The organism is Leclercia adecarboxylata, assembly GCF_006874705.1.
Taxonomy (GTDB): domain Bacteria; phylum Pseudomonadota; class Gammaproteobacteria; order Enterobacterales; family Enterobacteriaceae; genus Enterobacter; species Enterobacter adecarboxylatus_C.
Genome location: NZ_CP035381.1, coordinates 40,432 through 64,226 on the forward strand (window position 1 = coordinate 40,432; position 23,795 = coordinate 64,226).

General features: G+C 57.4%; 26 protein-coding genes and 3 pseudogenes. 19 read left to right on the forward strand and 10 right to left on the reverse strand.

Annotated features, from left to right (window positions below; all coding sequences use genetic code 11):
- Nucleotides 1-302: 302 nt before the first annotated feature.
- Nucleotides 303-1,508, forward strand: a complete 1,206-nt coding sequence (locus tag ES815_RS00840) for an AAA family ATPase (protein WP_000368714.1) — start codon at nt 303-305, stop codon at nt 1,506-1,508.
- Nucleotides 1,508-2,482, forward strand: a complete 975-nt coding sequence (locus ES815_RS00845; protein ID WP_000064120.1) for a ParB family protein — start codon at nt 1,508-1,510, stop codon at nt 2,480-2,482. Before ES815_RS00840 ends, ES815_RS00845 begins: the two co-directional genes overlap by 1 nt.
- A gap of 81 nt (nt 2,483-2,563) precedes the next feature.
- Here the strand turns inward: ES815_RS00845 and ES815_RS00850 are convergent, their stop codons facing one another.
- Nucleotides 2,564-3,835, reverse strand: coding sequence for a Y-family DNA polymerase (locus ES815_RS00850; RefSeq protein WP_004118291.1), 1,272 nt, complete (start codon nt 3,833-3,835; stop codon nt 2,564-2,566).
- Nucleotides 3,835-4,266, reverse strand: coding sequence for a translesion error-prone DNA polymerase V autoproteolytic subunit (gene umuD / locus ES815_RS00855; protein WP_000776034.1), 432 nt, complete (start codon nt 4,264-4,266; stop codon nt 3,835-3,837). The genes ES815_RS00850 and umuD overlap by 1 nt, the downstream gene beginning before the upstream one ends.
- 405 nt (nt 4,267-4,671) lie before the next feature.
- Here umuD and ltrA point away from each other — a divergent pair, with 405 nt between their 5' ends.
- From ltrA to ES815_RS00880, 3 genes are all read left to right on the forward strand, one after another.
- Entirely contained in the window at nt 4,672-6,159 is a 1,488-nt protein-coding gene (ltrA, locus tag ES815_RS00865; RefSeq protein WP_004178082.1) for a group II intron reverse transcriptase/maturase, read from the forward strand.
- A 469-nt stretch (nt 6,160-6,628) separates the two neighbouring features.
- Nucleotides 6,629-7,594 carry an ArdC family protein gene (locus tag ES815_RS00875; protein WP_001776122.1) on the forward strand — a complete coding sequence of 322 codons (966 nt, stop codon included), beginning with the start codon at nt 6,629-6,631 and terminating at the stop codon, nt 7,592-7,594.
- Between the two features lie 479 nt (nt 7,595-8,073).
- Nucleotides 8,074-8,505: a hypothetical protein gene (locus tag ES815_RS00880; RefSeq protein ID WP_001776120.1), complete on the forward strand. Its 432-nt coding sequence runs from the start codon at nt 8,074-8,076 to the stop codon at nt 8,503-8,505.
- A gap of 32 nt (nt 8,506-8,537) precedes the next feature.
- Here the strand turns inward: ES815_RS00880 and ES815_RS00885 are convergent, their stop codons facing one another.
- From ES815_RS00885 to merR, 3 genes and pseudogenes are all read right to left on the reverse strand, one after another.
- Nucleotides 8,538-9,065, reverse strand: a complete 528-nt coding sequence (locus ES815_RS00885; protein ID WP_001776119.1) for a phospholipase D family protein — start codon at nt 9,063-9,065, stop codon at nt 8,538-8,540.
- Nucleotides 9,058-9,291 (reverse strand): annotated as a pseudogene (locus ES815_RS00890) (molybdopterin-guanine dinucleotide biosynthesis protein MobC); the annotation flags it as partial. The gene ES815_RS00885 and the pseudogene ES815_RS00890, both read right to left, overlap by 8 nt.
- Before the next feature lie 33 nt (nt 9,292-9,324).
- Nucleotides 9,325-9,780: an Hg(II)-responsive transcriptional regulator gene (gene merR / locus ES815_RS00895; RefSeq protein WP_001166628.1), complete on the reverse strand. Its 456-nt coding sequence runs from the start codon at nt 9,778-9,780 to the stop codon at nt 9,325-9,327.
- Between the two features lie 71 nt (nt 9,781-9,851).
- Here merR and merT point away from each other — a divergent pair, with 71 nt between their 5' ends.
- The 10 genes from merT to ES815_RS00950 all read left to right on the forward strand — a co-directional run bounded on the left by merT (nt 9,852) and on the right by ES815_RS00950 (nt 17,629).
- On the forward strand, nt 9,852-10,217 hold the full coding sequence (gene merT / locus ES815_RS00900) for a mercuric ion transporter MerT (protein WP_004200999.1): 366 nt from the start codon (nt 9,852-9,854) through the stop codon (nt 10,215-10,217).
- Between the two features lie 15 nt (nt 10,218-10,232).
- Nucleotides 10,233-10,508 (forward strand): mercury resistance system periplasmic binding protein MerP, encoded by a 276-nt coding sequence (gene merP, locus ES815_RS00905; protein ID WP_000732275.1) that lies wholly within the window; start codon nt 10,233-10,235, stop codon nt 10,506-10,508.
- A 27-nt stretch (nt 10,509-10,535) separates the two neighbouring features.
- Entirely contained in the window at nt 10,536-10,961 is a 426-nt protein-coding gene (gene merC, locus ES815_RS00910; RefSeq protein ID WP_000522996.1) for an organomercurial transporter MerC, read from the forward strand.
- Between the two features lie 38 nt (nt 10,962-10,999).
- Nucleotides 11,000-12,685, forward strand: coding sequence for a mercury(II) reductase (gene merA / locus ES815_RS00915; RefSeq protein ID WP_000209296.1), 1,686 nt, complete (start codon nt 11,000-11,002; stop codon nt 12,683-12,685).
- A gap of 17 nt (nt 12,686-12,702) precedes the next feature.
- Nucleotides 12,703-13,068, forward strand: a complete 366-nt coding sequence (gene merD, locus ES815_RS00920; protein WP_001277466.1) for a mercury resistance co-regulator MerD — start codon at nt 12,703-12,705, stop codon at nt 13,066-13,068.
- Nucleotides 13,065-13,301 carry a broad-spectrum mercury transporter MerE gene (gene merE / locus ES815_RS00925; protein WP_001087807.1) on the forward strand — a complete coding sequence of 79 codons (237 nt, stop codon included), beginning with the start codon at nt 13,065-13,067 and terminating at the stop codon, nt 13,299-13,301. The genes merD and merE overlap by 4 nt, the downstream gene beginning before the upstream one ends.
- 65 nt (nt 13,302-13,366) lie before the next feature.
- The gene (locus ES815_RS00935; protein WP_000993245.1) at nt 13,367-13,579 is read left to right on the forward strand and encodes a DUF3330 domain-containing protein; all 213 of its coding nucleotides are present in this window, start codon (nt 13,367-13,369) and stop codon (nt 13,577-13,579) included.
- A gap of 125 nt (nt 13,580-13,704) precedes the next feature.
- Nucleotides 13,705-14,265 (forward strand): recombinase family protein, encoded by a 561-nt coding sequence (locus ES815_RS00940; protein WP_000147567.1) that lies wholly within the window; start codon nt 13,705-13,707, stop codon nt 14,263-14,265.
- 2 nt (nt 14,266-14,267) lie between these two features.
- Nucleotides 14,268-17,219: a Tn3-like element TnAs3 family transposase gene (locus ES815_RS00945; RefSeq protein WP_015344976.1), complete on the forward strand. Its 2,952-nt coding sequence runs from the start codon at nt 14,268-14,270 to the stop codon at nt 17,217-17,219.
- On the forward strand, nt 17,153-17,629 hold the full coding sequence (locus tag ES815_RS00950; RefSeq protein WP_223171565.1) for a hypothetical protein: 477 nt from the start codon (nt 17,153-17,155) through the stop codon (nt 17,627-17,629). The genes ES815_RS00945 and ES815_RS00950 overlap by 67 nt, the downstream gene beginning before the upstream one ends.
- Before the next feature lie 84 nt (nt 17,630-17,713).
- Here the strand turns inward: ES815_RS00950 and ES815_RS00955 are convergent, their stop codons facing one another.
- Nucleotides 17,714-18,418 (reverse strand): IS6-like element IS1006 family transposase, encoded by a 705-nt coding sequence (locus tag ES815_RS00955; protein WP_001067784.1) that lies wholly within the window; start codon nt 18,416-18,418, stop codon nt 17,714-17,716.
- 63 nt (nt 18,419-18,481) lie between these two features.
- Here ES815_RS00955 and ES815_RS00960 point away from each other — a divergent pair.
- From ES815_RS00960 to ES815_RS24090, 4 genes and pseudogenes are all read left to right on the forward strand, one after another.
- Nucleotides 18,482-19,312, forward strand: a pseudogene (locus ES815_RS00960) (IS91-like element ISVsa3 family transposase); the annotation flags it as partial.
- A gap of 30 nt (nt 19,313-19,342) precedes the next feature.
- Entirely contained in the window at nt 19,343-20,227 is an 885-nt protein-coding gene (locus ES815_RS23920; protein ID WP_001447541.1) for a DUF3363 domain-containing protein, read from the forward strand.
- A gap of 216 nt (nt 20,228-20,443) precedes the next feature.
- Entirely contained in the window at nt 20,444-21,658 is a 1,215-nt protein-coding gene (gene floR, locus ES815_RS00970; protein WP_000214122.1) for a chloramphenicol/florfenicol efflux MFS transporter FloR, read from the forward strand.
- Nucleotides 21,659-21,685: 27 nt separating this feature from the next.
- Nucleotides 21,686-21,826 (forward strand): annotated as a pseudogene (locus ES815_RS24090) (LysR family transcriptional regulator); the annotation flags it as partial.
- Between the two features lie 105 nt (nt 21,827-21,931).
- Here ES815_RS24090 and ES815_RS00980 read toward each other — a convergent pair.
- The 4 genes from ES815_RS00980 to ES815_RS24095 form a co-directional block, all read right to left on the reverse strand.
- Entirely contained in the window at nt 21,932-22,156 is a 225-nt protein-coding gene (locus tag ES815_RS00980) for a hypothetical protein (protein ID WP_000743213.1), read from the reverse strand.
- Nucleotides 22,153-22,890 carry a recombinase family protein gene (locus ES815_RS00985; RefSeq protein WP_001446887.1) on the reverse strand — a complete coding sequence of 246 codons (738 nt, stop codon included), beginning with the start codon at nt 22,888-22,890 and terminating at the stop codon, nt 22,153-22,155. The genes ES815_RS00980 and ES815_RS00985 overlap by 4 nt, the downstream gene beginning before the upstream one ends.
- Nucleotides 22,891-23,375: 485 nt before the next feature.
- Complete coding sequence (locus ES815_RS23715; protein WP_001044210.1) at nt 23,376-23,516, reverse strand: hypothetical protein; 141 nt, start codon at nt 23,514-23,516, stop codon at nt 23,376-23,378.
- Between the two features lie 5 nt (nt 23,517-23,521).
- Complete coding sequence (locus ES815_RS24095) at nt 23,522-23,782, reverse strand: DDE-type integrase/transposase/recombinase (protein ID WP_004173785.1); 261 nt, start codon at nt 23,780-23,782, stop codon at nt 23,522-23,524.
- Between the last annotated feature and the right edge of the window lie 13 nt (nt 23,783-23,795).

Genomic DNA, 23,795 nt, shown 5'->3' on the forward strand with positions numbered 1-23,795 from the left:
GGTTACATGGCTGCGGCGAGCGCTGATACATAAGGCTCAGCATTGCACTGGTCGTAACTAAAATCAGAATCCTTCTGAATGACTCTCCTGTCTTGCAAGTTGAATACCTTTCTCAAAGCCCTTTTGTATGAGTTGCTGTTGATGGTCAAAAGTGCGTCTGCGTGTTGCTGCAGTGTGATTTAGTAGCACGCCCGTCGAGCTTCATCCCCCTTCTGTTGAGAGCGAAATCAAAACAATATGATTTTTTTCTTGCAACATGACACTTTTTGTTCAAAATGACAAAAAACGTCATGAGGTGATAAATGGACAATATTGAGCAGTTACGGAAAGTCGCTACACGTGCAGGTAAGCTTCTGACATCTTTGAGCGAAAGTATCCGACAGCAAAAAGAGGAATTGAAGCTTACCGAGTTCTATCAGGAATACAGCAAAGCCGCTCTGTATAAGCTGCCTAAGCTCAGTAAAGGCAGTGTTGAGTATGCTGTGTCCGAAATGGAAGCCGGTGGCTACATTTTTAAAAAGAAACCTTCTGGTAATACGATGAAATACGCGATGACGATTCAGAATGTCATCGATCTGTATAACCATCGTAAAGTACCGAAGTACAGGGATCGCTTCGATAAAGCCTTTACGATTTTTGTATGTAATCTTAAAGGTGGTGGTTCCAAGACAGTTTCTACCGCTTCATTATCACATGCTTTTCGAGCTCATCCTCAGCTTCTGTTCGAAGACCTGCGTATTCTGGCCATCGATTTCGATCCGCAGGCATCTCTGACAATGTTCCTGAGCCATGAGAATTCAGTGGGCTTGGTTGAAAATACGGCTGCTCAGGCCATGCTCCAGAACGTGTCTCGTGAAGAATTACTTTCCGATTTTATAGTACCGTCTATTATCCCTGGTGTTGATGTAATCCCCGCTTCCATTGACGATGCATTCCTTGCTGAAGGCTGGAAGGGATTGTGTGAAGAACATCTGCCAGGGAAAAATATTCATGCGGTGCTTAAAGAGAACATTATCGACAAGCTCCAGCATGACTACGACTTTATTTTCCTTGATAGTGGTCCTCACCTTGATGCGTTCCTGAAAAACTGCATTGGGGCGGCAGACCTGATGTTGACCCCTCTTCCACCGGCGACGGTTGATTTTCATTCTTCCCTGAAGTTTGTGGCCAGCCTCCCTGCCCTCATAGATTCCATCGAAATGGATGGGCACACCTGCAATCTCATCGGTAATGTCGGCTTCATGTCCAAGATCCTGAACAAGTCTGATCACAAAATTTGCCATAGTCAGGCCAAAGAGGTTTTCGGTGCCGATATGCTAGACATGGTTCTGCCAAGACTGGATGGTTTCGAACGTTGTGGGGAGACTTTTGACACAGTTATTTCAGCAAATCCAGCAACCTATGATGGAAGTACAGAGGCACTAAAAAGCGCAAAATCAGCAGCGGAAGACTTTGCGAAGGCAGTCTTTGATCGCATCGAGTTCATTCGTACTAACGGAGGTATGTGATGTCGAATGAGAAAAGAAAAACCATCGGCAGACAGTTAAATACTCAGGCGTCAATGCTCGAAATGGCTGACACCGGTAGAAGTCAGGTATTTACCTTAAAAACCGGCAGGAAGGTAACGTTCAGGTTTGTTCGGGTGCCTGCATCTGAAGTTGAAAGTAAGACCTTCGTAAACCAGGAAAACAATGGAAGAGATCAACTTGCACTGACCAGGGAGTCTCTGAAATCCATTATCCAGACGATTAAGTTTCAGCAGTTCTTTCCCTGTATTGGTATTAAGCAAAGTGAAAGGATTGAGATACTGGATGGTTCAAGACGGCGAGCCTCAGCAATTTTTGTCCGTACAGGCCTTGATGTAATGGTTACCGAAGAACATTTATCAGCTGATGAAGCTCGCCAACTGGCTAAAGATATCCAGACAGCTAAAGAACATAATCTTCGGGAGATTGGTCTGAGATTGATCGCTCTTAAAGAGTCCGGATTTAATCAAAAGGAAATTGCTGAACTGGAGGGATTATCTCAGGCTAAAGTTACCAGGGCGCTGCAGGCGGCGGCCGTACCGCAAGACTTAATTTCTCTGTTCCCGGTTCAGTCGGAGCTATCGTTTAGTGATTATAAACTTCTTTTAGAAGTTAATGAAAAACTCGGTGAAAAGGGATTAACGCCTGAAGAACTCATTCAGTCTGTATCAGCTCAGCTCGATGCAATTTTGAGTGATGGCGAGCGACCAGAAGACGAACAGAAAGCCAGTATTCTGAAGCTGATTTCTCAGGCATCTCAGGCATTGATAGATCCATCTCCCAAGGAAAAGTCAGTGGTTTCCCCACTCTGGTCTTTTGAAGAAAAGGACAAGTTCGCGCGTAAGCGTGTGAAAGGGCGCACGCTGACTTATGAGTTTAGCCGTATGTCAAAAGTGATTCAGGATGAACTGGACAAGGCTATCAACGAAGTCCTTGACAGAAATTTGAGTCAATAATTTCGCCATGGCGATTTCACATCTAACTTATTGTAATTAGGCAGTTTAGGTTGAGAATTTCACGGTGAAATCGCCATGGTTTCACGCCAGTTTCGCTGCAGGAATATCTGACCATCGTGTCGTATAAGCAGGAGAAAGCATCTCCCGTTTCATCTGCCATTCCGGGGCCATACCCCGCCCCGCAAACCATACTTTACCCAGCCCTGAGTTGTTGATCCCGTCCAGAACCCTCATCAGCTCAGCACTGTGAGGGCGTGGCGGGCGTTCGTCGAACAGTTGCAGCTGCGAAACTCCGGAGCCGGTGAAGTCATTCAGCATAACTCCGGCTTTGGCATACCGGTGCCCATCCCTCCAGATACGCTCCAGAGCCGTTGTAGCGGCTGCAATGATGTCCCTGGTGTCCTGAGTGGGTGTAAGAAGTTTTTCCGTAGCCACGTTGCCGTAGTAAGGCTCTTTAATGGCGAACGGAGACGTTTTGATGAAAACGGAAATATGCCGGCAATACTGGTGCTCTTTACGCAGTTTTTCAGAGGCCCGCTCTGCGTGCTGACAGATAGCCTGACGGAGTGACTCGTACTCCGTGATCTTCACGCCAAAACTGCGGCTGCAGACAATTTGCTGTTTCGTCGGAGGGGCTTCCTCAAGCGAAAGGCAGCTTTCCCCGTTCAGTTCCCGTACCGTTCGCTCAAGGACGACAGAAAAATTTTTGCGGATGAAGGCCGGGTTCGTCAGAGCCAGATCGAGCGCGGTTTTTATGCCCAGCACATTTAGCTTGCGTGCAATACGGTTACCCACCCCCCAGATTTCTTCAACCGGCTGCAGTGAAAGCAGTTTCCGCGTCCTTTGCGGATTTCCCCTGGTCAGAGCGAGTACGCCATGAAACTGTTTCCACTCTTTTGAGGCCCACTGGGCTGATTTTGCGAGGGTTTTCGTTGGTCCGGCGCCCACGCCAATGGTCAGGCGGGTACAGTCATACACCTGCTGACGCAGCTGCCGGGCGAAGTCCTCAAGCCCCATACAGTGCTCCACGCCGGTCAGGTCGAGGAACATCTCATCAATTGAATACTGTTCCACCCTGGGGGCCAGTTCCTCCAGGCAGTTCATCACGCGCGCCGATATCGAGGCGTAAAGTTCATAATTACTTGAAAACGCATATATTTTTTCCGGGTATCTTTCGTTTTTTATCTGAAACCACGGAGTTCCCATTTTGATCCAGGGCTTCGCCTCGGCACTGCGAGCGATTACATTCCCGTCGTTGTTGCTCAGGACGACTATCGGCTTTCCTTTCAAATCCGGGCGGAAAACACGTTCACAGCTGGCATAGAAGCTGTTCACATCGGCCAGGGCAAACATCAGTACATCTCCCTCGGGCGGTGGATGATATGCGTGACGACGCCAAAGATATCCAGCTCGTCGGGATCAGGATAAATCGGCGACCAGGAGGCATTCATGGGCTGCAGCGTCAGTCGCGGCGTCAGCAGAAGCCGTTTCACCGTAAACTCCCCCTGCATGCTGGCGACAACGATATCGCCGTGCCGCGGCTTTTCAGCACTGTCCACAACCAGCAGATCGCCATTGTACAGACTGCCGTCGGCCATGCTGTCTCCGCTGGCACGCAGGTAGTACGTCGCGCTCGGATGCCGTATGCAGTAATCATGGAGATCCAGATCGGACTCGACATAGTCAGCAGCAGGGCTGGGAAAACCGCAGCTGGCCAGATCGGCAAACAATGGATGGGCCTGTGGCGGGAGTTCTTTCCCGGTGCTGAAAAGTTGTAGTTTCATCTTTCCTCCTGACACTCTAATTTTACTGGTTATACATACAGTGTGCGCCGGGAGACCGGTAGAGATCAAGGGGTGAAAGTCCCCGACCATTGAAGGACCAGCAATCCACAAGGTCCCCGAGTCATGCGTTGCATACCGCGAGGTATGGGGCGAAGCGTTGACAGGGGTGTTGACAGGCCAGCCATTGAGCCACGAAATGTATATTAAATTACCGGGTGCCGACGTTGTACTGTTAACGGAAGGCAACATCATAGGGTGCGATACTGCGAGTGCCACATGGACCCGGCGGGGTCTGAGACCCTGGCATGTCAATACGATCTCTACGCGGGAACCGGGAGATCTCCCCTCTGACCATCTGCCAGTGTCGGAGATGGCCCGCACCGGGAAGACGAGGAGTCATAGCCGGTGATGTACGGAGAGGAGAAGTCGGACTCGCTCATAGTAGCGGCGAAGCAGGCGAACAACCCGAAAGGAGCGGAGTCAGTGGAGCGAAGGAGCGGGGCCAAGGGGAACGCGGAACAGCCACACATGCGCCGGACACAGAGCCGGGAAAGCATGTCACAGAGGCTGTCACGCGTGCGGGAAGCTGCGAAGCAGCGGAAGAAAGAACGGTTTACAGCATTGTTCCACCTGCTGACAGTCGAAGCACTGGAAGCCGCATTCCTCTCCCTGAGCAGGAAAGCGGCCGCCGGAGTGGATGGCATCAGGTGGATGGACTACGCCGGAAACATGAAGAACAACATAACAGATCTGCACCGGAGGCTACATCAGGGCAGCTACAGGGCGCAGCCCGGCAGGCGTCACTACATCCCAAAAGCGGATGGAAAACAACGCCCGCTCGGCATCGCCTCGCTGGAGGACAAGATCGTCCAGTATGCGCTGGTGAAAATCCTGAACGCAGTCTATGAAAACGACTTTATGGGGTTCTCATACGGGTTCAGACCCGGGCGAAGCCAGCACGATGCACTGGACGCACTGGCCACAGGGCTGGTACGCACTAACGTAAACTGGGTACTGGATGCCGACATCAGTCAGTTCTTTGACAGGGTGAGCCACGAATGGCTGATCAGGTTCACAGAGCATCGGATCGGCGACCGGAGGGTAATCAGGCTCATACGTAAGTGGCTCACAGCCGGGACGTCGGAGGAGGGTCAATGGCGAGCAACGGAGGAAGGCACCCCACAGGGTGCGGTCATCTCACCGCTGCTGGCAAACATATACCTCCACTACGTCTTCGATCTGTGGGCGCATCAGTGGCGACGTCGCTATGCCACAGGCAATGTGGTAATGGTCAGATACGCCGATGACATCGTCATCGGGTTCGACAAACGATACGATGCCCGGCGCTTCCGTATAGCCATGCAGCGCAGACTGAGGGAGTTCGGACTCACGGTTCACCCGGAGAAAACCCGTCTGATGGAGTTCGGCCGCTTCGCTGCCGAAAACCGTGCCATCAGGGGAAAAGGCAAACCAGAAACGTTCAACTTCCTCGGGTTCACGCACATCAGCGGGAAAGATCGCAACGGCAGGTTCATGCTGATACGAAAGACCCGCCGGGATCGGATGACGGCAACTCTGAAAGCCATCAAAGACGGTCTGCGAAGGCGCTGGCATTACTCAATCCCCGAACAGGGAAAATGGCTCAGGAGAGTGGTTCAGGGATACCTGAACTATCACTCGGTACCGGGCAACTTCCCCACCATGCAGAAGTTCAGGACACACGTAACAAACCTCTGGCGCCGGGCGCTCAGGCGCAGGAGCCAGAAGGATGATACGACCTGGACGAAAGCAAACAAACTGGCAGCCGCATGGCTACCAAGGGTTCGGGTTCTTCATCCATGGCCTGTGGAGCGGTTCACCGCCAGACACCCGAGGCAGGAGCCCGGTGCGTAAATCGCGCACGCCGGGATCTGTGCGGGGGGTATCCGGTAACGGGTATCCCTACCGCGACATAAAGGGCGGTGAAATTTCTGCAAGTGATGGGGGAGTGCCGGTCAGAACGTCCCCGAAAACAAACCGCCCCCGGATTCAGGAAGGGCGAACTGACCGGCTGCGGCAGTGTAACACCGCACACCACAAAGGCAGCACTGACGTCGTCAGTGCTTTTTTTACCTGTCCTCCGGACGCTGAAGGGCGATTTCACCCGTGCAGCTAAAGGGGCGGTAAGTCCGGGTGTGCACATCGTCATTTTCTCCTGTGATGCCTTTCTCCTGCGTATCAGCTTCCGGTAATCGTCCCCCGTCACAACCTGGTCAGCAAGGGTAAATGGCACGCTGCGCGCCCTTGCAGACCAGAACGACTCCGGGCAGGCCGAACCGTCAGGCGATACGAAGACGAAATTCACACTGACGGAGAAACAGCCATGACGATGAACCTGCACACTCAGACAACCGCCCCTAAAGCTTCACAGGCGACCAGCGTATCCCCGCTGGAGCAGTCAGGCTCCTCAAAAACGAAATTTTCCAGGGGCAAAAGCAAAGCCCGTGCTGGCGCAGTCAAAACAGACCTTTACCAGACCGTAACGGACAGCATCATTGCAGCCCTGGAAAGCGGCGTTAAACCGTGGGTGTGCCCGTGGGTTCGCAACGGCGCAGCGGCGGGATTACCGGCCAACTTCAGCACCGGCACGGCATACAGCGGAATTAATATCATGCTGCTGTGGTGTAGTGCGGCAAAACAGGGTTTTCAGGACGAGCGCTGGCTGACCTACAAACAGGCGCAGGAGCTGGGCGGCCAGGTTCGTAAAGGTGAACACGGCACGACGGCCATCTTTTACAAGACTCTGGAGAAAGAGGACGAGGACGGGGAAATCGAAAAAATCCCGATGCTGAAAGCCTTTACCGTGTTTAACGTGGAGCAAATCGACGGCCTGAGCATCGAGAGCGTGCCGCAGCCGGTTGCCGGTTTCGATCCGCTGCCGCAGGCGGAAGCACTCATGACCCGGAGCGGGGCAAAAATCACCGAGCAGGGCGTAAAGGCGTTCTATCGTCCGGCCACCGATGAAATCGTCCTGCCAGAGCGGTTCCGCTTCGCGGACGCGGCGAACTTCTACGCCACCGGCCTGCATGAGCTGGTTCACTGGACGGGGGCAGCGTCCCGCCTCAATCGTGAAAAAGGCAATAAGTTTGGCTCTGAGGCGTATGCGTTTGAGGAACTGATCGCCGAGCTGGGCAGCGCGTTTCTGATGGCGGATTTGGGAATTACGGGAGAGGTGCAGCATGAAAGCTATATCGCGTCCTGGCTGAAAGCCCTGAAGGGAGACAAGCGCTACATCTTTAAAGCGGCGGCAGCGGCCTCAAAAGCGCACCGCTGGCTGATGGACTGCTGACAGCTGGAGCCCTGCGGTGCAGGGCTTCAGAATTTTTGAAAGAGAGAGAATCAGGGAGGGAATTATATAAGTCACTGTTTTTTATAATTCTGTAACGCGGCCGGCATCAGCTGCAGGACGTCCTGCAGCTGATGCCGGCACGGGAAAAAAAACAGGACAGATTCAAAAAAAATGAACCCTTTTTCAGGCGGCAGCCGTTACGTATCTGGGATACGTAACGGCGCGATGTCTTACGTAAAAAATGACGTAACGGCTTTCGCCGCCGCAGCTAAAGGGGCGGTAAGTCCGGGTGTGCACATCGTCATTTTCTCCTGTGATGCCTTTCTCCTGCGTATCAGCTTCCGGTAATCGTCCCCCGTCACAACCTGGTCAGCAAGGGTAAATGGCACGCTGCGCGCCCTTGCTGACCAGAACGACTCCGGGCAGGCCGAACCGTCAGGCGATACGAAGACGAAATTCACACTGACGGAGAAACGACCATGACGATGAACCTGCACACCCCGACAACCGCCCCTAAAGCTGCACCGGCGACCAGCGTATCCCCGCTGGAGCAGTCAGGCTCCCCAAAAACGAAATTTCCTGAAATCAAAACCGTCAAAACGGCGGTGGTTAAACTGATCAGCGACATCGAGGGCAACCTCGATCAGCGTCTGGCATATCGCGAGGCCGTAGAGGGATTGTGCCAGGAGGCGGCCAACCGGATAACCCAGTGCATGCATTCACGCAGTACAGGGCAGACGCTACGTGATCTCCGCGAGCTGCTGTCGGTGACGCTGGACACCATTATCGTGGTGGAGTTTGAAGGGGAGCAGACCCGTCTCAACTATGGCGGACGTTCAGCAGAAGACGTGATCGCCATGCTGAAAGCGCTGCATCTTGAAGGGCGCAAAGCCTGGCTGGAAGTGGAGTAAAAAAAAAAGCCCCGTCCGCAGACGGGGCTGATTCAGTACAGGGCATTCAGCGGGGTGCCCTCATCCCACAGGCGGTTAAATTCTCGCTGGTACGTCTCCGCCAGCTGCGGCGCATCCTCGATCAGCAGCACGTTTTCCGCGTTGCGTGAAACGGCGCTTGCCGTGTAGTTAAACGACCCGGTCTGGACGTTTTTGCCGTCGATCACCATAAACTTGTTGTGCATGATGGCGTAACGGCCGTTAAGGTGCACCGGCACGCCCTGGTTTATCAGATACGTCACGGCGGTGTAGCGGTCGCTGTTCGCCTTTTCGTCGGCCACCACGCGCACGGCCACGCCGCGCCGGTTAGCACCGGCGAGCGCCGTCGCGACCGGCTTACTGGTGAAGCTGTAGGCCGCGACGTCAATGCTCTGCCTGGCGTTGTTTATGGCGCCGAGCACGATTTCAAGAGCAGGGCGCCCGTCAGACGGCGAAAAACCCGCCGTCAGGACGGGCGCGGCGGTGGCGAACGCGGGCACGCAGAGGGCGGCGGCCAGCACCAGAAGGGTGGTTTTACGCATAGTTGTCCAGCTCCAGGTTTTTCAGTTCATCGAGGGTGTAAAAGCGGAAGACGTCGCGGTGTTTTGCCTCCAGTTGCACATGCTGGTTTTTCACGATCACGCTGGCGATGCTGTCGAAAATAATCTTCAGGGCGCGCTTTTTCGCCTCGTCCGGGGCGACGTAAAACGCGTACCGCCATTTTTTATCGCTGATAGCCAGCAGGTGGCTCGCCATGATGGACTGATAGGGGTCGTCTCAGAATTCGGAAAATAAAGCACGCTAAGGCGTAGTCACCCCGTGACTCCCCCGCGCCGATGCAGCGAGCTTCGTTCCGTCTTGCAGTGACGCAATCAGCGGGCAGGAAACGTTCCCTTTCCGCGCATGGCAGGCGCACACCAGTTCAGACAGCACGGCCTCCATGCGTGCCAAGTCGGCCATCTTCTCGCGCACATCCTTGAGCTTGTGCTCGGCCAGGCCGCTGGCTTCCTCGCAATGGGTGCCATCCTCCAGCCGCAGTAGCTCGGCGATTTCGTCCAGGCTAAAGCCCAGCCGCTGGGCCGATTTCACGAACCGCACTCGTGTTACATCCGCCTCGCCATAGCGGCGAATGCTGCCATAGGGCTTGTCTGGCTCCGGCAGCAGGCCCTTGCGCTGGTAGAACCGGATGGTCTCCACATTGACCCCGGCCGCCTTGGCAAAAACGCCAATGGTCAGATTCTCAAAATTAATTTGCATATCGCTTGACTCCGTACATAACTACGGAAGTAAGCTTAAGCTATCCAAACCAAATTTGAAAGGACAAGCGTATGTCTGAACCACAAAAGTCTGAACCACAAAACGGGCGCGGCGCGCTCTTCGCCGGTGGGCTGGCCGCCATTCTTGCGTCGGCCTGCTGCCTGGGGCCGCTGGTTTTGATCGCCTTGGGGTTCAGCGGGGCATGGATCGGCAACCTGACGGTGCTGGAACCCTATCGCCCGTTCTTCATCGGCGCAGCGCTGGTCGCGCTGTTTTTCGCCTGGCGGCGCATCTACCGCCCGGCGCAAGCCTGTAAACCGGGTGAGGTCTGCGCGATTCCCCAAGTGCGAGCTACTTACAAGCTCATTTTCTGGATCGTGGCCGCGCTGGTCCTGGTCTCGCTCGGATTTCCCTACGTCATGCCATTTTTCTATTAATCACAGGAGTTCATCATGAAAAAACTGTTTGCCGCCCTCGCCCTCGCTGCCGTTGTTGCCCCCGTGTGGGCCGCCACCCAGACCGTCACGCTGTCCGTGCCTGGCATGACCTGCGCCTCTTGCCCGATCACTGTCAAGCACGCGCTTTCCAAGGTTGAGGGCGTGAGCAAGACCGACGTAAGTTTCGACAAGCGCCAGGCCGTCGTCACCTTCGACGATGCCAAGACCAACGTCCAGAAGTTGACCAAGGCGACCGAGGACGCGGGCTATCCGTCCAGCCTCAAACGCTGATCCGTTAACCGAACTCGGGAGCGACACATGGGACTCATCACGCGCATCGCTGGCAAAACCGGCGCGCTCGGCAGCGTCGTTTCCGCGATGGGCTGCGCCGCCTGTTTTCCTGCCATCGCCAGCTTTGGCGCGGCCATCGGACTGGGCTTCTTGAGCCAGTACGAGGGGCTATTCATTGGCATCCTGCTGCCGATGTTCGCCGGCATCGCGTTACTCGCCAATGCTATCGCTTGGCTCAATCATCGACAGTGGCGACGCACGGCGCTCGGCACGATAGGCCCGATCTTGGTGCTGGCAGCGGTGTTTTTAATGCGGGCTTACGGCTGGCAGAGCGGTGGACTGCTCTATGTCGGCCTGGCCTTGATGGTTGGGGTGTCGGTCTGGGATTTCATCTCGCCAGCACATCGCCGCTGCGGGCCGGACAGCTGTGAATTGCCAGAACAACGTGGCTGACGGCAACAGCCGTAGCCACCACAGAAAAGGAAAAATACATGACCACCCTGAAAATCACCGGGATGACCTGCGACTCGTGCGCGGCTCACGTCAAGGAAGCCTTGGAGAAAGTGCCCGGCGTGCAATCGGCGCTGGTGTCCTATCCGAAGGGCACAGCGCAACTCGCCATTGAGGCGGGCACGTCATCGGATGCGCTGACTACCGCCGTGGCCGGACTGGGCTACGAGGCAACGCTTGCCGATGCGCCACCGACGGACAACCGCGCCGGCCTGCTCGACAAGATGCGCGGCTGGATAGGGGCCGCTGATAAGCCCAGTGGCAACGAACGCCCGTTGCAGGTCGTCGTCATTGGTAGCGGTGGAGCCGCGATGGCGGCAGCACTGAAGGCCGTCGAGCAAGGCGCGCAGGTCACGCTGATTGAGCGCGGCACCATCGGCGGCACCTGCGTCAACGTCGGTTGTGTGCCGTCCAAGATCATGATCCGCGCCGCCCACATCGCCCATCTGCGCCGGGAAAGCCCATTCGACGGCGGCATGCCACCCACACCGCCGACGATCTTGCGCGAGCGGCTGCTGGCCCAGCAGCAGGCCCGTGTCGAAGAACTCCGTCATGCCAAGTACGAAGGCATCCTGGACGGCAATTCAGCCATCACCGTTCTGCACGGTGAAGCGCGTTTCAAGGACGACCAGAGCCTTATCGTTAGTTTGAACGAGGGTGGCGAGCGCGTCGTGATGTTCGACCGCTGCCTGGTCGCCACGGGTGCCAGCCCGGCGGTCCCGCCGATTCCGGGCTTGAAAGAGTCACCCTACTGGACTTCCACCGAGGCCCTGGCGAGCGACACCATTCCCGAACGCCTTGCCGTAATCGGCTCGTCGGTGGTGGCGCTGGAGCTGGCGCAAGCCTTTGCCCGGCTGGGCAGCAAGGTCACGGCCCTGGCGCGCAATACCTTGTTCTTCCGTGAAGACCCGGCCATCGGCGAGGCGGTGACAGCCGCTTTCCGTGCCGAGGGCATCGAGGTGCTGGAGCACACGCAAGCCAGCCAGGTCGCCCATATGGACGGTGAATTCGTGCTGACCACCACGCACGGTGAATTGCGCGCCGACAAGCTGCTGGTCGCCACCGGCCGGACACCGAACACGCGCAGCCTGGCATTGGAAGCGGCGGGGGTAGCCGTCAATGCGCAGGGGGCCATCGTCATCGACAAGGGCATGCGCACCAGTAGCCCGAACATCTACGCGGCCGGCGACTGCACCGACCAGCCGCAGTTCGTCTATGTGGCGGCAGCGGCCGGCACTCGTGCGGCGATCAACATGACTGGCGGCGATGCGGCCCTGGACCTGACCGCAATGCCGGCCGTGGTGTTCACCGACCCGCAGGTCGCCACCGTGGGCTACAGCGAGGCGGAAGCACATCACGACGGGATCGAGACCGACAGTCGCCTGCTAACACTGGATAACGTGCCGCGTGCGCTTGCCAACTTCGACACACGCGGCTTCATCAAGCTGGTCATCGAGGAAGGTAGCGGACGGCTCATCGGCGTGCAAGCGGTGGCCCCGGAAGCGGGTGAACTGATCCAGACGGCGGTGCTCGCCATTCGCAACCGTATGACCGTGCAGGAACTGGCCGACCAATTGTTCCCCTACCTGACCATGGTCGAAGGGCTGAAGCTCGCGGCGCAGACCTTCAGCAAGGACGTGAAGCAGCTTTCGTGCTGCGCCGGATGAGGAAAAGGAGGTGTTCAATGAGCGCCTACACAGTGTCCCGGCTGGCCCTTGATGCCGGGGTGAGCGTGCATATCGTGCGCGACTACCTGCTGCGCGGATTGCTACGGCCGGTCGCGTACACCACGGGCGGCTACGGCTTGTTCGATGACACCGCGTTGCAACGGCTGCGCTTTGTACGGGCTGCCTTCGAAGCGGGTATCGGCCTGGACGCACTGGCGCGGCTGTGCCGGGCGCTGGATGCTGCGGACGGTGACGGTGCGTCTGCGCAGCTTGCCGTGTTGCGGCAACTCGTCGAGCGTCGGCGCGAGGCCCTGGCCAGCCTCGAAATGCAACTGGCCGCCATGCCAACCGAACCGGCACAGCACGCGGAGAGTCTGCCATGAACAGCCCAGAGCACTTGCCGTCTGAGACGCACAAACCGATCACCGGCTACTTGTGGGGCGCGCTGGCCGTGCTCACCTGTCCCTGCCATTTGCCGATTCTCGCCATTGTGCTAGCCGGCACGACGGCCGGCGCGTTCATCGGGGAGCACTGGGGTATTGCAGCCCTCACGCTGACCGGCTTGTTTGTCCTGTCTGTGACGCGGCTGCTGCGGGCCTTCAAGGGAAGATCATGACCGCTTCCCAGCCAGCCGAGAGTGGGCAGCTTTGAGCTTCGCTACCAATCTGGAGGAGTACCACCATGAACGCAAACGCCCCGAACACTGCCAGTTGCACCACCTGCTGCGTATGCTGCAAAGAAATTCCGCTCGATGCCGCCTTCACCCCGGAAGGCGCGGAATACGTCGAACATTTCTGCGGGCTGGATTGCTATGAACGCTTCCAGGCACGCGCCAAGGCCGCGACAGAATCTGACATTGCGCCTGTCCCTGGCGGTTCGCAGCCGTCAGATTGAGGCATACCCTAACCTGATGTCAGATGCCATGTGTAAATTGCGTCAGGATAGGATTGAATTTTGAATTTATTGACATATCTCGTTGAAGGTCATAGAGTCTTCCCTGACATTTTGCAGGGAATTCCATGACTGGACAGCGCATTGGGTATATCAGGGTCAGCACCTTCGACCAGAACCCGGAACGGCAACTGGAAGGCGTCAAGGTTGATCGCGCTTTTAGCGACAAGGCATCCGGCAAGGATGTCAAGCGTCCGCAACTGGAAGCGCTGATAAGCTTCGCCCGCACCGGCGACACCGTGGTGGTGCATAGCATGGATCGCCTGGCGCGCAATCTCGATGATTTGCGCCGGATCGTGCAAACGCTGACACAACGCGGCGTGCATATCGAATTCGTCAAGGAACACCTCAGTTTTACTGGCGAAGACTCTCCGATGGCGAACCTGATGCTCTCGGTGATGGGCGCGTTCGCCGAGTTCGAGCGCGCCCTGATCCGCGAGCGTCAGCGCGAGGGTATTGCGCTCGCCAAGCAACGCGGGGCTTACCGTGGCAGGAAGAAATCCCTGTCGTCTGAGCGTATTGCCGAACTGCGCCAACGTGTCGAGGCTGGCGAGCAAAAGACCAAGCTTGCTCGTGAATTCGGAATCAGTCGCGAAACCCTGTATCAATACTTGAGAACGGATCAGTAAATATGCCACGTCGTTCCATCCTGTCCGCCGCCGAGCGGGAAAGCCTGCTGGCGTTGCCGGACTCCAAGGACGACCTGATCCGACATTACACATTCAACGATACCGACCTCTCGATCATCCGACAGCGGCGCGGGCCAGCCAATCGGCTGGGCTTCGCGGTGCAGCTCTGTTACCTGCGCTTTCCCGGCGTCATCCTGGGCGTCGATGAACTACCGTTCCCGCCCTTGTTGAAGCTGGTCGCCGACCAGCTCAAGGTCGGCGTCGAAAGCTGGAACGAGTACGGCCAGCGGGAGCAGACCCGGCGCGAGCACCTGAGCGAGCTGCAAACCGTGTTCGGTTTCCGGCCCTTCACCATGAGCCATTACCGGCAGGCCGTCCAGATGCTGACCGAGCTGGCGATGCAAACCGACAAAGGCATCGTGCTGGCCAGCGCCTTGATCGGGCACCTGCGGCGGCAGTCGGTCATTCTGCCCGCCCTCAACGCCGTCGAGCGGGCGAGTGCCGAGGCGATCACCCGTGCTAACCGGCGCATCTACGACGCCTTGGCCGAACCACTGGCGGACGCGCATCGCCGCCGCCTCGACGATCTGCTCAAGCGCCGGGACAACGGCAAGACGACCTGGTTGGCTTGGTTGCGCCAGTCTCCGGCCAAGCCAAATTCGCGGCATATGCTGGAACACATCGAACGCCTCAAGGCATGGCAGGCACTCGATCTGCCTACCGGCATCGAGCGGCTGGTTCACCAGAACCGCCTGCTCAAGATTGCCCGCGAGGGCGGCCAGATGACACCCGCCGACCTGGCCAAATTCGAGCCGCAACGGCGCTACGCCACTCTCGTGGCGCTGGCCACCGTCACCGACGAAATCATCGACCTGCACGACCGCATCCTGGGTAAGCTGTTTAACGCTGCCAAGAATAAGCATCAGCAGCAGTTCCAGGCGTCAGGCAAGGCCATCAACGCCAAGGTACGTCTGTACGGGCGCATCGGTCAGGCGCTGATCGACGCCAAGCAATCAGGCCGCGATGCGTTTGCCGCCATCGAGGCCGTCATGTCCTGGGATTCCTTTGCCGAGAGCGTCACCGAGGCGCAGAAGCTCGCGCAACCCGATGACTTCGATTTCCTGCATCGCATCGGCGAGAGCTACGCCACCCTGCGCCGCTATGCACCGGAATTCCTTGCCGTGCTCAAGCTGCGGGCCGCGCCCGCCGCCAAAAACGTGCTTGATGCCATTGAGGTGCTGCGCGGCATGAACACCGACAACGCCCGCAAGCTGCCAGCCGATGCACCGACCGGCTTCATCAAGCCGCGCTGGCAGAAACTGGTGATGACCGACGCCGGCATCGACCGGCGCTACTACGAACTGTGCGCGCTGTCCGAGTTGAAGAACTCCCTGCGCTCGGGCGACATCTGGGTGCAGGGTTCACGCCAGTTCAAGGACTTCGAGGACTACCTGGTACCGCCCGAGAAGTTCACCAGCCTCAAGCAGTCCAGCGAATTGCCGCTGGCCGTGGCCACCGACTGCGAACAATATCTGCATGAGCGGCTGACGCTGCTGGAAGCACAACTTGCCACCGTCAACCGCATGGCGGCAGCCAACGACCTGCCGGATGCCATCATCACCGAGTCGGGCTTGAAGATCACGCCGCTGGATGCGGCGGTGCCCGACACCGCGCAGGCGCTGATAGACCAGACAGCCATGGTCCTGCCGCACGTCAAGATCACCGAACTGCTGCTCGAAGTCGATGAGTGGACGGGCTTCACCCGGCACTTCACGCACTTGAAATCGGGCGATCTGGCCAAGGACAAGAACCTGTTGTTGACCACGATCCTGGCCGACGCGATCAACCTGGGCCTGACCAAGATGGCCGAGTCCTGCCCCGGCACGACCTACGCGAAGCTCGCTTGGCTGCAAGCCTGGCATACCCGCGACGAAACGTACTCGACAGCGTTGGCTGAACTGGTCAACGCTCAGTTTCGGCATCCCTTTGCCGGGCACTGGGGCGATGGCACCACATCATCATCGGACGGACAGAATTTCCGAACCGCTAGCAAGGCAAAGAGCACGGGGCACATCAACCCAAAATATGGCAGCAGCCCAGGACGGACTTTCTACACCCACATCTCCGACCAATACGCGCCATTCCACACCAAGGTGGTCAATGTCGGCCTGCGCGACTCAACCTACGTGCTCGACGGCCTGCTGTACCACGAATCCGACCTGCGGATCGAGGAGCACTACACCGACACGGCGGGCTTCACCGATCACGTCTTCGCCCTGATGCACCTCTTGGGCTTCCGCTTCGCGCCGCGCATCCGCGACCTGGGCGACACCAAGCTCTACATCCCGAAGGGCGATGCCGCCTATGACGCGCTCAAGCCGATGATCGGCGGCACGCTCAACATCAAGCACGTCCGCGCCCATTGGGACGAAATCCTGCGGCTGGCCACCTCGATCAAGCAGGGCACGGTGACGGCCTCGCTGATGCTCAGGAAACTCGGCAGCTACCCGCGCCAGAACGGCTTGGCCGTCGCGCTGCGCGAGTTGGGCCGCATCGAGCGCACGCTGTTCATCCTCGACTGGCTGCAAAGCGTCGAGCTACGCCGCCGCGTGCATGCCGGGCTGAACAAGGGCGAGGCGCGCAATGCGCTGGCCCGTGCCGTGTTCTTCAACCGCCTTGGTGAAATCCGTGACCGCAGTTTCGAGCAGCAGCGCTACCGGGCCAGCGGCCTCAACCTGGTGACGGCGGCCATCGTGCTGTGGAACACGGTCTACCTGGAGCGTGCGGCGCATGCGTTGCGCGGCAATGGTCATGCCGTCGATGACTCGCTATTGCAGTACCTGTCGCCACTCGGCTGGGAGCACATCAACCTGACCGGTGATTACCTATGGCGCAGCAGCGCCAAGATCGGCGCGGGGAAGTTCAGGCCGCTACGGCCTCTGCAACCGGCTTAGCGTGCTTTATTTTCCGTTTTCTGAGACGACCCCTAGTTGTTTGCGGTCTTGCGTGGCAGGGAGCAGGCATCTTTAACTTGCCTTTCACAGTGATGCTATGGACTATCATTAGATTAATTATCGTGGTATCGCTTGTATTTATTACTGGAAAATTCGGTCTATCAAGAGAGTTTACTTTCCCCGCAGCAGCAGTAGGTTTAGCTTTTAGTTTATTCCCTGTCCTTGATCATATTGCGTTAGGTTATTCTGCTAAAAATTTCTATGAAACCACTAATTTTATGGGGCAAACGGTTCGGGAATTTGGTGCCAGTAAAATTACGGTCTGGTGGGGTTCGATTTATGCCAAAATAGCCTATGCTAGCCTTGCAGGTTTAATTGGATATGGTGTTAAGGTCGCCACTGATGATTAAAAAAGAAAAACCAACTTGAAGTTGGTTTTTTTGGCACTGTTGCAAATAGAGATTTGAGTCGATGATGTTCCCTTTAAAAAGTACTTAGAGACCGAAAACCCTGTTGATTAGACACACTTCACCCTGAGGCTGACCATAATAAAATGACGATGCTTGTCCTTTACGTAGTGCACGCATGACTTCAATACCTTTAATTGTGGCATAAGCCGTCTTCATAGATTTGAATCCTAATGTGGCCCTGATGATCCGCTTTAGCTTGCCATGATCACATTCAATCACGTTATTTTTATACTTAATCTGCCTGTGCTCAAGGTCTGGTGGACATTTACCTTCCCGTTTTAACCGTGATAAAGCACGTCCATATGTGGGTGCTTTATCCGTGTTGATCACTTGTGGAATTTGCCACTTCTTCACATTATTTAAAATTTTTCCAAGAAAACAATATGCTGATTTGGTATTACGTCTAGAAGAAAGATAAAAATCAATGGTATCGCCACGTTGATCGACTGCACGATACAGATAAGACCATCGTCCATTCACTTTTACATAGGTTTCATCAATATGCCACGAGCTCAGATCTGTAGGATTACGCCAATACCAGCGTAAACGTTTTTCTATTTCAGGAGCATAACGTTGAACCCAACGGTAAATAGTCGTGTGATCAACATTCACACCCCGTTCGGCCAGCATTTCCTGCAGTTCACGATAGCTAATGCCATATTTACAATACCAGCGCACAGCCCAAAGAATGATTTCGCCCTGAAAATGCCGACCATGGAAAGGATTCATATGCTGCACCTTTAGCTAAAACAGTCTTCAGCTTACCATTCGTGGTTATTTGCAACAGTGCCGCTGACGCACACCATCGCCCACCGGGTGGGTCGCTATCTGGAACGGCAAGGCCTGCTGGAACGGGATGTCGAAAACAGCTATCTGGCCTCGGATGCGGTGGATGACGACCCGATGACACCCCTGCTGGGGCACTCGATCACTTACCGTATCGCTGTCGGTTCACAGGCGGGGCGAAAGGTGTTCACTTTGCAAACTCTGCCGACCAGTGGTGATCCGTTCGGTGACGGGATTGGCAAGGTAGCCGGGTCCAGCCTGCACGCCGGCGTGGCGGCCAGGGCCGATGAACGCAAGAAGCTCGAACGGCTGTGCCGGTACATCAGCCGCCCGGCGGTATCCGAGAAGCGGCTGTCGTTAACACGAGGCGGCAACGTGCGCTACCAGCTCAAGACGCCGTACCGGGACGGCACCACGCACGTCATTTTCGAACCATTGGATTTCATTGCAAGGCTGGCCGCCCTGGTACCGAAGCCCAGAGTCAACCTAACCCGCTTCCACGGGGTGTTCGCACCCAACAGTCGGCACCGGGCGTTGGTCACGCCGGCAAAACGGGGCAGGGGCAACAAGGTCAGGGTGGCTGATGAACCGGCAACACCAGCACAACGGCGAGCGTCGATGACATGGGCGCAACGGCTCAAGCGTGTTTTCAATATCGACATCGAGACCTGCAGCGGCTGCGGCGGCGCCATGAAAGTCATCGCCTGCATTGAAGACCCTATAGTGATCAAGCAGATCCTTGATCACCTGAAGCACAAAGCCGAAACCAGCGGGACCAGGGCGTTACCCGAAAGCCGGGCGCCACCGGCTGAGCTGCTCCTGGGTCTGTTTGACTGACGAGCCTGAAGGCCAACGATACCAATCAAAATGCTGCGTTCACAGCGCCGCGGCAGGGATCCGCCGTGCTGGTTGTCGGAAAAGGAGCCGCTAGTGGGAAAGAGGAGGGTAAATTTTCAGCGTTGCTGGCTCCCCGTCAGCCGGATTGGGTTGCATCGCAGGGGTGTCGAAAGAGTCAACTGCGGTCCAAAGCTGTTGGACTTGGGTGAAAAGGGCGTTTATTCTTCCTATACGTGCCGCGTTCCAGGCGGCGACTATGAGGGCTATGTCGATGCCCATGTGCGCCGGCTGGAGGCGCTACGCCGGGCCGGTATCGTCGAGCGGATCGACGCCGACCAATGGCGCATCCCCGATGATCTGGTCAGCCGTGCCGCCGCCCATGACGCCGGCCGAGACAGTCAGGCCAGCGTTCGCGTCCTTTCCCCGGTCGATCTGAACAAACAGATCGGATCGGACGGCGCGACCTGGCTGGACCGGCGGCTGATCCACGGCGAGACGGCCGACCTTGCGCCAACCGGCTTCGGGCAACAAGTCCGCGAAGCCATGGACCAGCGCCGCGAGCACCATATCGAACAGGGCGACGCCACCCGCAGCCGGGACAGCCGCGTCTTCTACCGGCGCAACCTTCTCGCCATCCTGCGGGAGCGCGAGGTAGCCGGCGTCGGATCGGATATGGCTTTGAGTAAGGGCCTGCCGTTCCGCGCCGCCACGGACGGCGAGAGCGTCAGCGGCAAGTTTACCGGAACCGTGCATCTATCGAGCGGCAAGTTCGCCGTGGTCGAGAAATCCCATGAGTTCACCCTTGTCCCGTGGCGGCCGATCATCGACCGCCAACTCGGCCGCGAGGTTATGGGCATCGTGCAGGGCGGGTCGGTGTCGTGGCAGTTAGGGCGGCAGAGGGGGCTGGAACGCTGAGTGCGCCCATGCCGCATTGCGAAGCAAAAGATAATCGGATAAAATGTAGCAATTCATATTCGTAAGCGTGGAGTAATCAGATGGGAAATTCCAAGTCAGCAGACAAGTAAGCCGCAACAACCAGTATTGTTGTTGCGGCGCTCTGTAAGGCTAGTCTCATCTGATTGCTGACGAGCAGACGTCGCCCGGTATTCCTTAATCGAGGGTTGATTCGTCATGACCACCACACGCCCCGCGTGGGCCTATACGCTGCCGGCAGCACTGCTGCTGATGGCTCCTTTCGACATCCTCGCTTCACTGGCGATGGATATTTATCTCCCTGTCGTTCCAGCGATGCCCGGCATCCTGAACACGACGCCCGCTATGATCCAACTCACGTTGAGCCTCTATATGGTGATGCTCGGCGTGGGCCAGGTGATTTTTGGTCCGCTCTCAGACAGAATCGGGCGACGGCCAATTCTACTTGCGGGCGCAACGGCTTTCGTCATTGCGTCTCTGGGAGCAGCTTGGTCTTCAACTGCACCGGCCTTTGTCGCTTTCCGTCTACTTCAAGCAGTGGGCGCGTCGGCCATGCTGGTGGCGACGTTCGCGACGGTTCGCGACGTTTATGCCAACCGTCCTGAGGGTGTCGTCATCTACGGCCTTTTCAGTTCGATGCTGGCGTTCGTGCCTGCGCTCGGCCCTATCGCCGGAGTATTGATCGGCGAGTTCTTGGGATGGCAGGCGATATTCATTACTTTGGCTATACTGGCGATGCTCGCACTCCTAAATGCGGGTTTCAGGTGGCACGAAACCCGCCCTCTGGATCAAGTCAAGACGCGCCGATCTGTCTTGCCGATCTTCGCGAGTCCGGCTTTTTGGGTTTACACTGTCGGCTTTAGCGCCGGTATGGGCACCTACTTCGTCTTCTTCTCGACGGCTCCCCGTGTGCTCATAGGCCAAGCGGAATATTCCGAGATCGGATTCAGCTTTGCCTTCGCCACTGTCGCGCTTGTAATGATCGTGACAACCCGTTTCGCGAAGTCCTTTGTCGCCAGATGGGGCATCGCAGGATGCGTGGCGCGTGGGATGGCGTTGCTTGTTTGCGGAGCGGTCCTGTTGGGGATCGGCGAACTTTACGGCTCGCCGTCATTCCTCACCTTCATCCTACCGATGTGGGTTGTCGCGGTCGGTATTGTCTTCACGGTGTCCGTTACCGCGAACGGCGCTTTGGCAGAGTTCGACGACATCGCGGGATCAGCGGTCGCGTTCTACTTCTGCGTTCAAAGCCTGATAGTCAGCATTGTCGGGACATTGGCGGTGGCACTTTTAAACGGTGACACAGCGTGGCCCGTGATCTGTTACGCCACGGCGATGGCGGTACTGGTTTCGTTGGGGCTGGTGCTCCTTCGGCTCCGTGGGGCTGCCACCGAGAAGTCGCCAGTCGTCTAACCGACGACTGGTAGCAGGCCCGCTCCGATGCGGCGCACTAACCATCGAAACCTCGTGAATGTCGGTATCCTGTCTGGCAGGATACCGCTCATTTCCCTTGTTCAGTTCATCGCCGTCGCCGAGCATCTGAATTTTCGGCATGCGGCCAAGGCACTTGGTATCAGCCAGTGCCCGTCACTCCCACTCGATTGTAAACAAGCACACAAAACCCTTTAGTGACAACAATTTGCAAGAACTATCAGGCTCAGTGCCATGAAAAATACCATGACCAGATCATGAGGTTGAACACGGCTTGCGCCGGCAGCGTTCACGCTCCTGGTCGGCGATCTCGCCCGGCTGCAATGCTAGCTCAGCATCGGTCATGCGCTCCAGCACGTCGCGTAGGCGGATGGTGCAAGGAATGGGCGGCAGCTCGAACTCATAGCCGCCGGCGATCATTTCGGCCGCAATCTCCTCGGTGATGAAAAACGGCTCGTCGTCTTGGTTCGGCTTCTTCATGCCCTTTCCTCCTGGCGCTCATCCTGGCCGACAGCGGCCAGGGCATCGGCTTCCGTCAATGCGTCCTCCACGAACGCGCCGTGCTGCTTCGCTTCGGCCTGGCTGACCTCGGCCCATATCCGTTTCACCTGGGCCGCACTGTACCCGGCCAGCTCGGCGGTCTTGTTGATGCTGTAGCCGGACTTGCGCAGCGCGACAACTTGGGCGCGGCGCTTCGGATCAGCACGGCGGCCCTTGTACCGCCCGGCCTGGCGGGCCAACTCAATGCCTTGGCGCTGGCGTTCGCGCCTGTCCTCGTAGTCGTCGCGGGCCATCTGCAAGGCCAGGCGAAAAAGCATGATCTGCACGGCTTCCAGCACGATCTTGGCGACGCCCTGGGCCTCGGCCGCCAGGTCGGATAGATCGACCACGCCAGGGACGGCCAGGCTTGCGCCTTTGGCCTGTATCGAGGCCACCAGGCGCTCGGCCTCGGGCAAAGGTAGGCGGCTGATGCGGTCGATCTTCTCGGCAATGACCACCTCGCCGGGCTGTAGGTCGCCGATCATGCGCAGCAGCTCAGGCCGGTCGGCGCGTGCGCCGGATGCCTTCTCACGGTAGATGCCGGCGACGTAGTAGCCGGCGGCCTTCGCGGCCGTAGTGATCGCCTCTTGGCGTTCCAAGTCCTGCGCGTCGGTGCTGACGCGCAGATAGACCCGCGCCACCATCGGCGCGGCTACTGGCTTCGTCCTGCGCATACTTGCGGGCTCCTTTGGGCATACGCAAAGTGTCCGGTCATGCTACCCCCGGCCAAAAAGGCCGTCATGCGATTTATCTTGGCCGGGTCGTTATTGGCGGGTCTAAATGGCCGCTCCGTGGATCTCATCGCCAGAAATGGCGATGCGAGATCCAGGGCAGGGCGGCCGCCATCGTCAGACCTGGCGATGGTCGACGCCGGCGCGCATCGTCGGATGTGGCGATGCGAGCTCGAGGTCGGTGGCCACCGCCGGCGACCTGGTGCCATCGTCGGCAATGGCGATGCTGCAGCTCGACGTGCGCGGCCTGGTCGTCTCGGCATCGTCGGATGCGGCGATGCTCGAGCGAGGCGAAAAAAAACCGCCTCGGGGTGTCCGAGGCGGCAAGTCTGCATGCGGTTCAGGGAGGAAGAAACCGCGCCGGCGATCAGGGAGGAAAACCGCGCGGCCTGATGTGCAGCTCGGCCACTTTAGCCGGATTTTTCGACTTATCCGATGCGAGCGGCCCGCCGTGGGCGCTGCTCGATCTGCTGTTGCTTTTTCTCGACGTGCTTCTGCTCCTGGTGCTGCTGCTCGTCGCGCGGCACTGTTGCAAAGTTAGCGATGAGGCAGCCTTTTGTCTTATTCAAAGGCCTTACATTTCAAAAACTCTGCTTACCAGGCGCATTTCGCCCAGGGGATCACCATAATAAAATGCTGAGGCCTGGCCTTTGCGTAGTGCACGCATCACCTCAATACCTTTGATGGTGGCGTAAGCCGTCTTCATGGATTTAAATCCCAGCGTGGCGCCGATTATCCGTTTCAGTTTGCCATGATCGCATTCAATCACGTTGTTCCGGTACTTAATCTGTCGGTGTTCAACGTCAGACGGGCACCGGCCTTCGCGTTTGAGCAGAGCAAGCGCGCGA

Excerpts from the sequence above, each read along its gene's own strand:
- ES815_RS00945 (WP_015344976.1), top strand. The coding sequence starts at position 14,268 with ATGCCACGTCGTTCCATCCTGTCCGCCGCCGAGCGGGAAAGCCTGCTG.
- merD (WP_001277466.1), top strand. The coding sequence starts at position 12,703 with ATGAGCGCCTACACAGTGTCCCGGCTGGCCCTTGATGCCGGGGTGAGC.
- merA (WP_000209296.1), top strand. The coding sequence starts at position 11,000 with ATGACCACCCTGAAAATCACCGGGATGACCTGCGACTCGTGCGCGGCT.
- merT (WP_004200999.1), top strand. The coding sequence starts at position 9,852 with ATGTCTGAACCACAAAAGTCTGAACCACAAAACGGGCGCGGCGCGCTC.
- ES815_RS00935 (WP_000993245.1), top strand. The coding sequence starts at position 13,367 with ATGAACGCAAACGCCCCGAACACTGCCAGTTGCACCACCTGCTGCGTA.
- ES815_RS00980 (WP_000743213.1), bottom strand. The coding sequence starts at position 22,156 with ATGAAGAAGCCGAACCAAGACGACGAGCCGTTTTTCATCACCGAGGAG.
- ES815_RS00875 (WP_001776122.1), top strand. The coding sequence starts at position 6,629 with ATGACGATGAACCTGCACACTCAGACAACCGCCCCTAAAGCTTCACAG.
- merE (WP_001087807.1), top strand. The coding sequence starts at position 13,065 with ATGAACAGCCCAGAGCACTTGCCGTCTGAGACGCACAAACCGATCACC.
- ES815_RS00950 (WP_223171565.1), top strand. The coding sequence starts at position 17,153 with ATGGCGCAGCAGCGCCAAGATCGGCGCGGGGAAGTTCAGGCCGCTACG.
- merC (WP_000522996.1), top strand. The coding sequence starts at position 10,536 with ATGGGACTCATCACGCGCATCGCTGGCAAAACCGGCGCGCTCGGCAGC.
- umuD (WP_000776034.1), bottom strand. The coding sequence starts at position 4,266 with ATGAAACTACAACTTTTCAGCACCGGGAAAGAACTCCCGCCACAGGCC.
- ES815_RS00985 (WP_001446887.1), bottom strand. The coding sequence starts at position 22,890 with ATGCGCAGGACGAAGCCAGTAGCCGCGCCGATGGTGGCGCGGGTCTAT.
- merP (WP_000732275.1), top strand. The coding sequence starts at position 10,233 with ATGAAAAAACTGTTTGCCGCCCTCGCCCTCGCTGCCGTTGTTGCCCCC.
- ES815_RS00840 (WP_000368714.1), top strand. The coding sequence starts at position 303 with ATGGACAATATTGAGCAGTTACGGAAAGTCGCTACACGTGCAGGTAAG.
- ES815_RS00845 (WP_000064120.1), top strand. The coding sequence starts at position 1,508 with ATGTCGAATGAGAAAAGAAAAACCATCGGCAGACAGTTAAATACTCAG.
- ES815_RS00850 (WP_004118291.1), bottom strand. The coding sequence starts at position 3,835 with ATGTTTGCCCTGGCCGATGTGAACAGCTTCTATGCCAGCTGTGAACGT.
- ES815_RS00880 (WP_001776120.1), top strand. The coding sequence starts at position 8,074 with ATGACGATGAACCTGCACACCCCGACAACCGCCCCTAAAGCTGCACCG.
- ES815_RS00885 (WP_001776119.1), bottom strand. The coding sequence starts at position 9,065 with ATGCGTAAAACCACCCTTCTGGTGCTGGCCGCCGCCCTCTGCGTGCCC.
- ES815_RS00955 (WP_001067784.1), bottom strand. The coding sequence starts at position 18,418 with ATGAATCCTTTCCATGGTCGGCATTTTCAGGGCGAAATCATTCTTTGG.
- ES815_RS23920 (WP_001447541.1), top strand. The coding sequence starts at position 19,343 with ATGCTGCGTTCACAGCGCCGCGGCAGGGATCCGCCGTGCTGGTTGTCG.
- ES815_RS00940 (WP_000147567.1), top strand. The coding sequence starts at position 13,705 with ATGACTGGACAGCGCATTGGGTATATCAGGGTCAGCACCTTCGACCAG.
- merR (WP_001166628.1), bottom strand. The coding sequence starts at position 9,780 with ATGCAAATTAATTTTGAGAATCTGACCATTGGCGTTTTTGCCAAGGCG.
- floR (WP_000214122.1), top strand. The coding sequence starts at position 20,444 with ATGACCACCACACGCCCCGCGTGGGCCTATACGCTGCCGGCAGCACTG.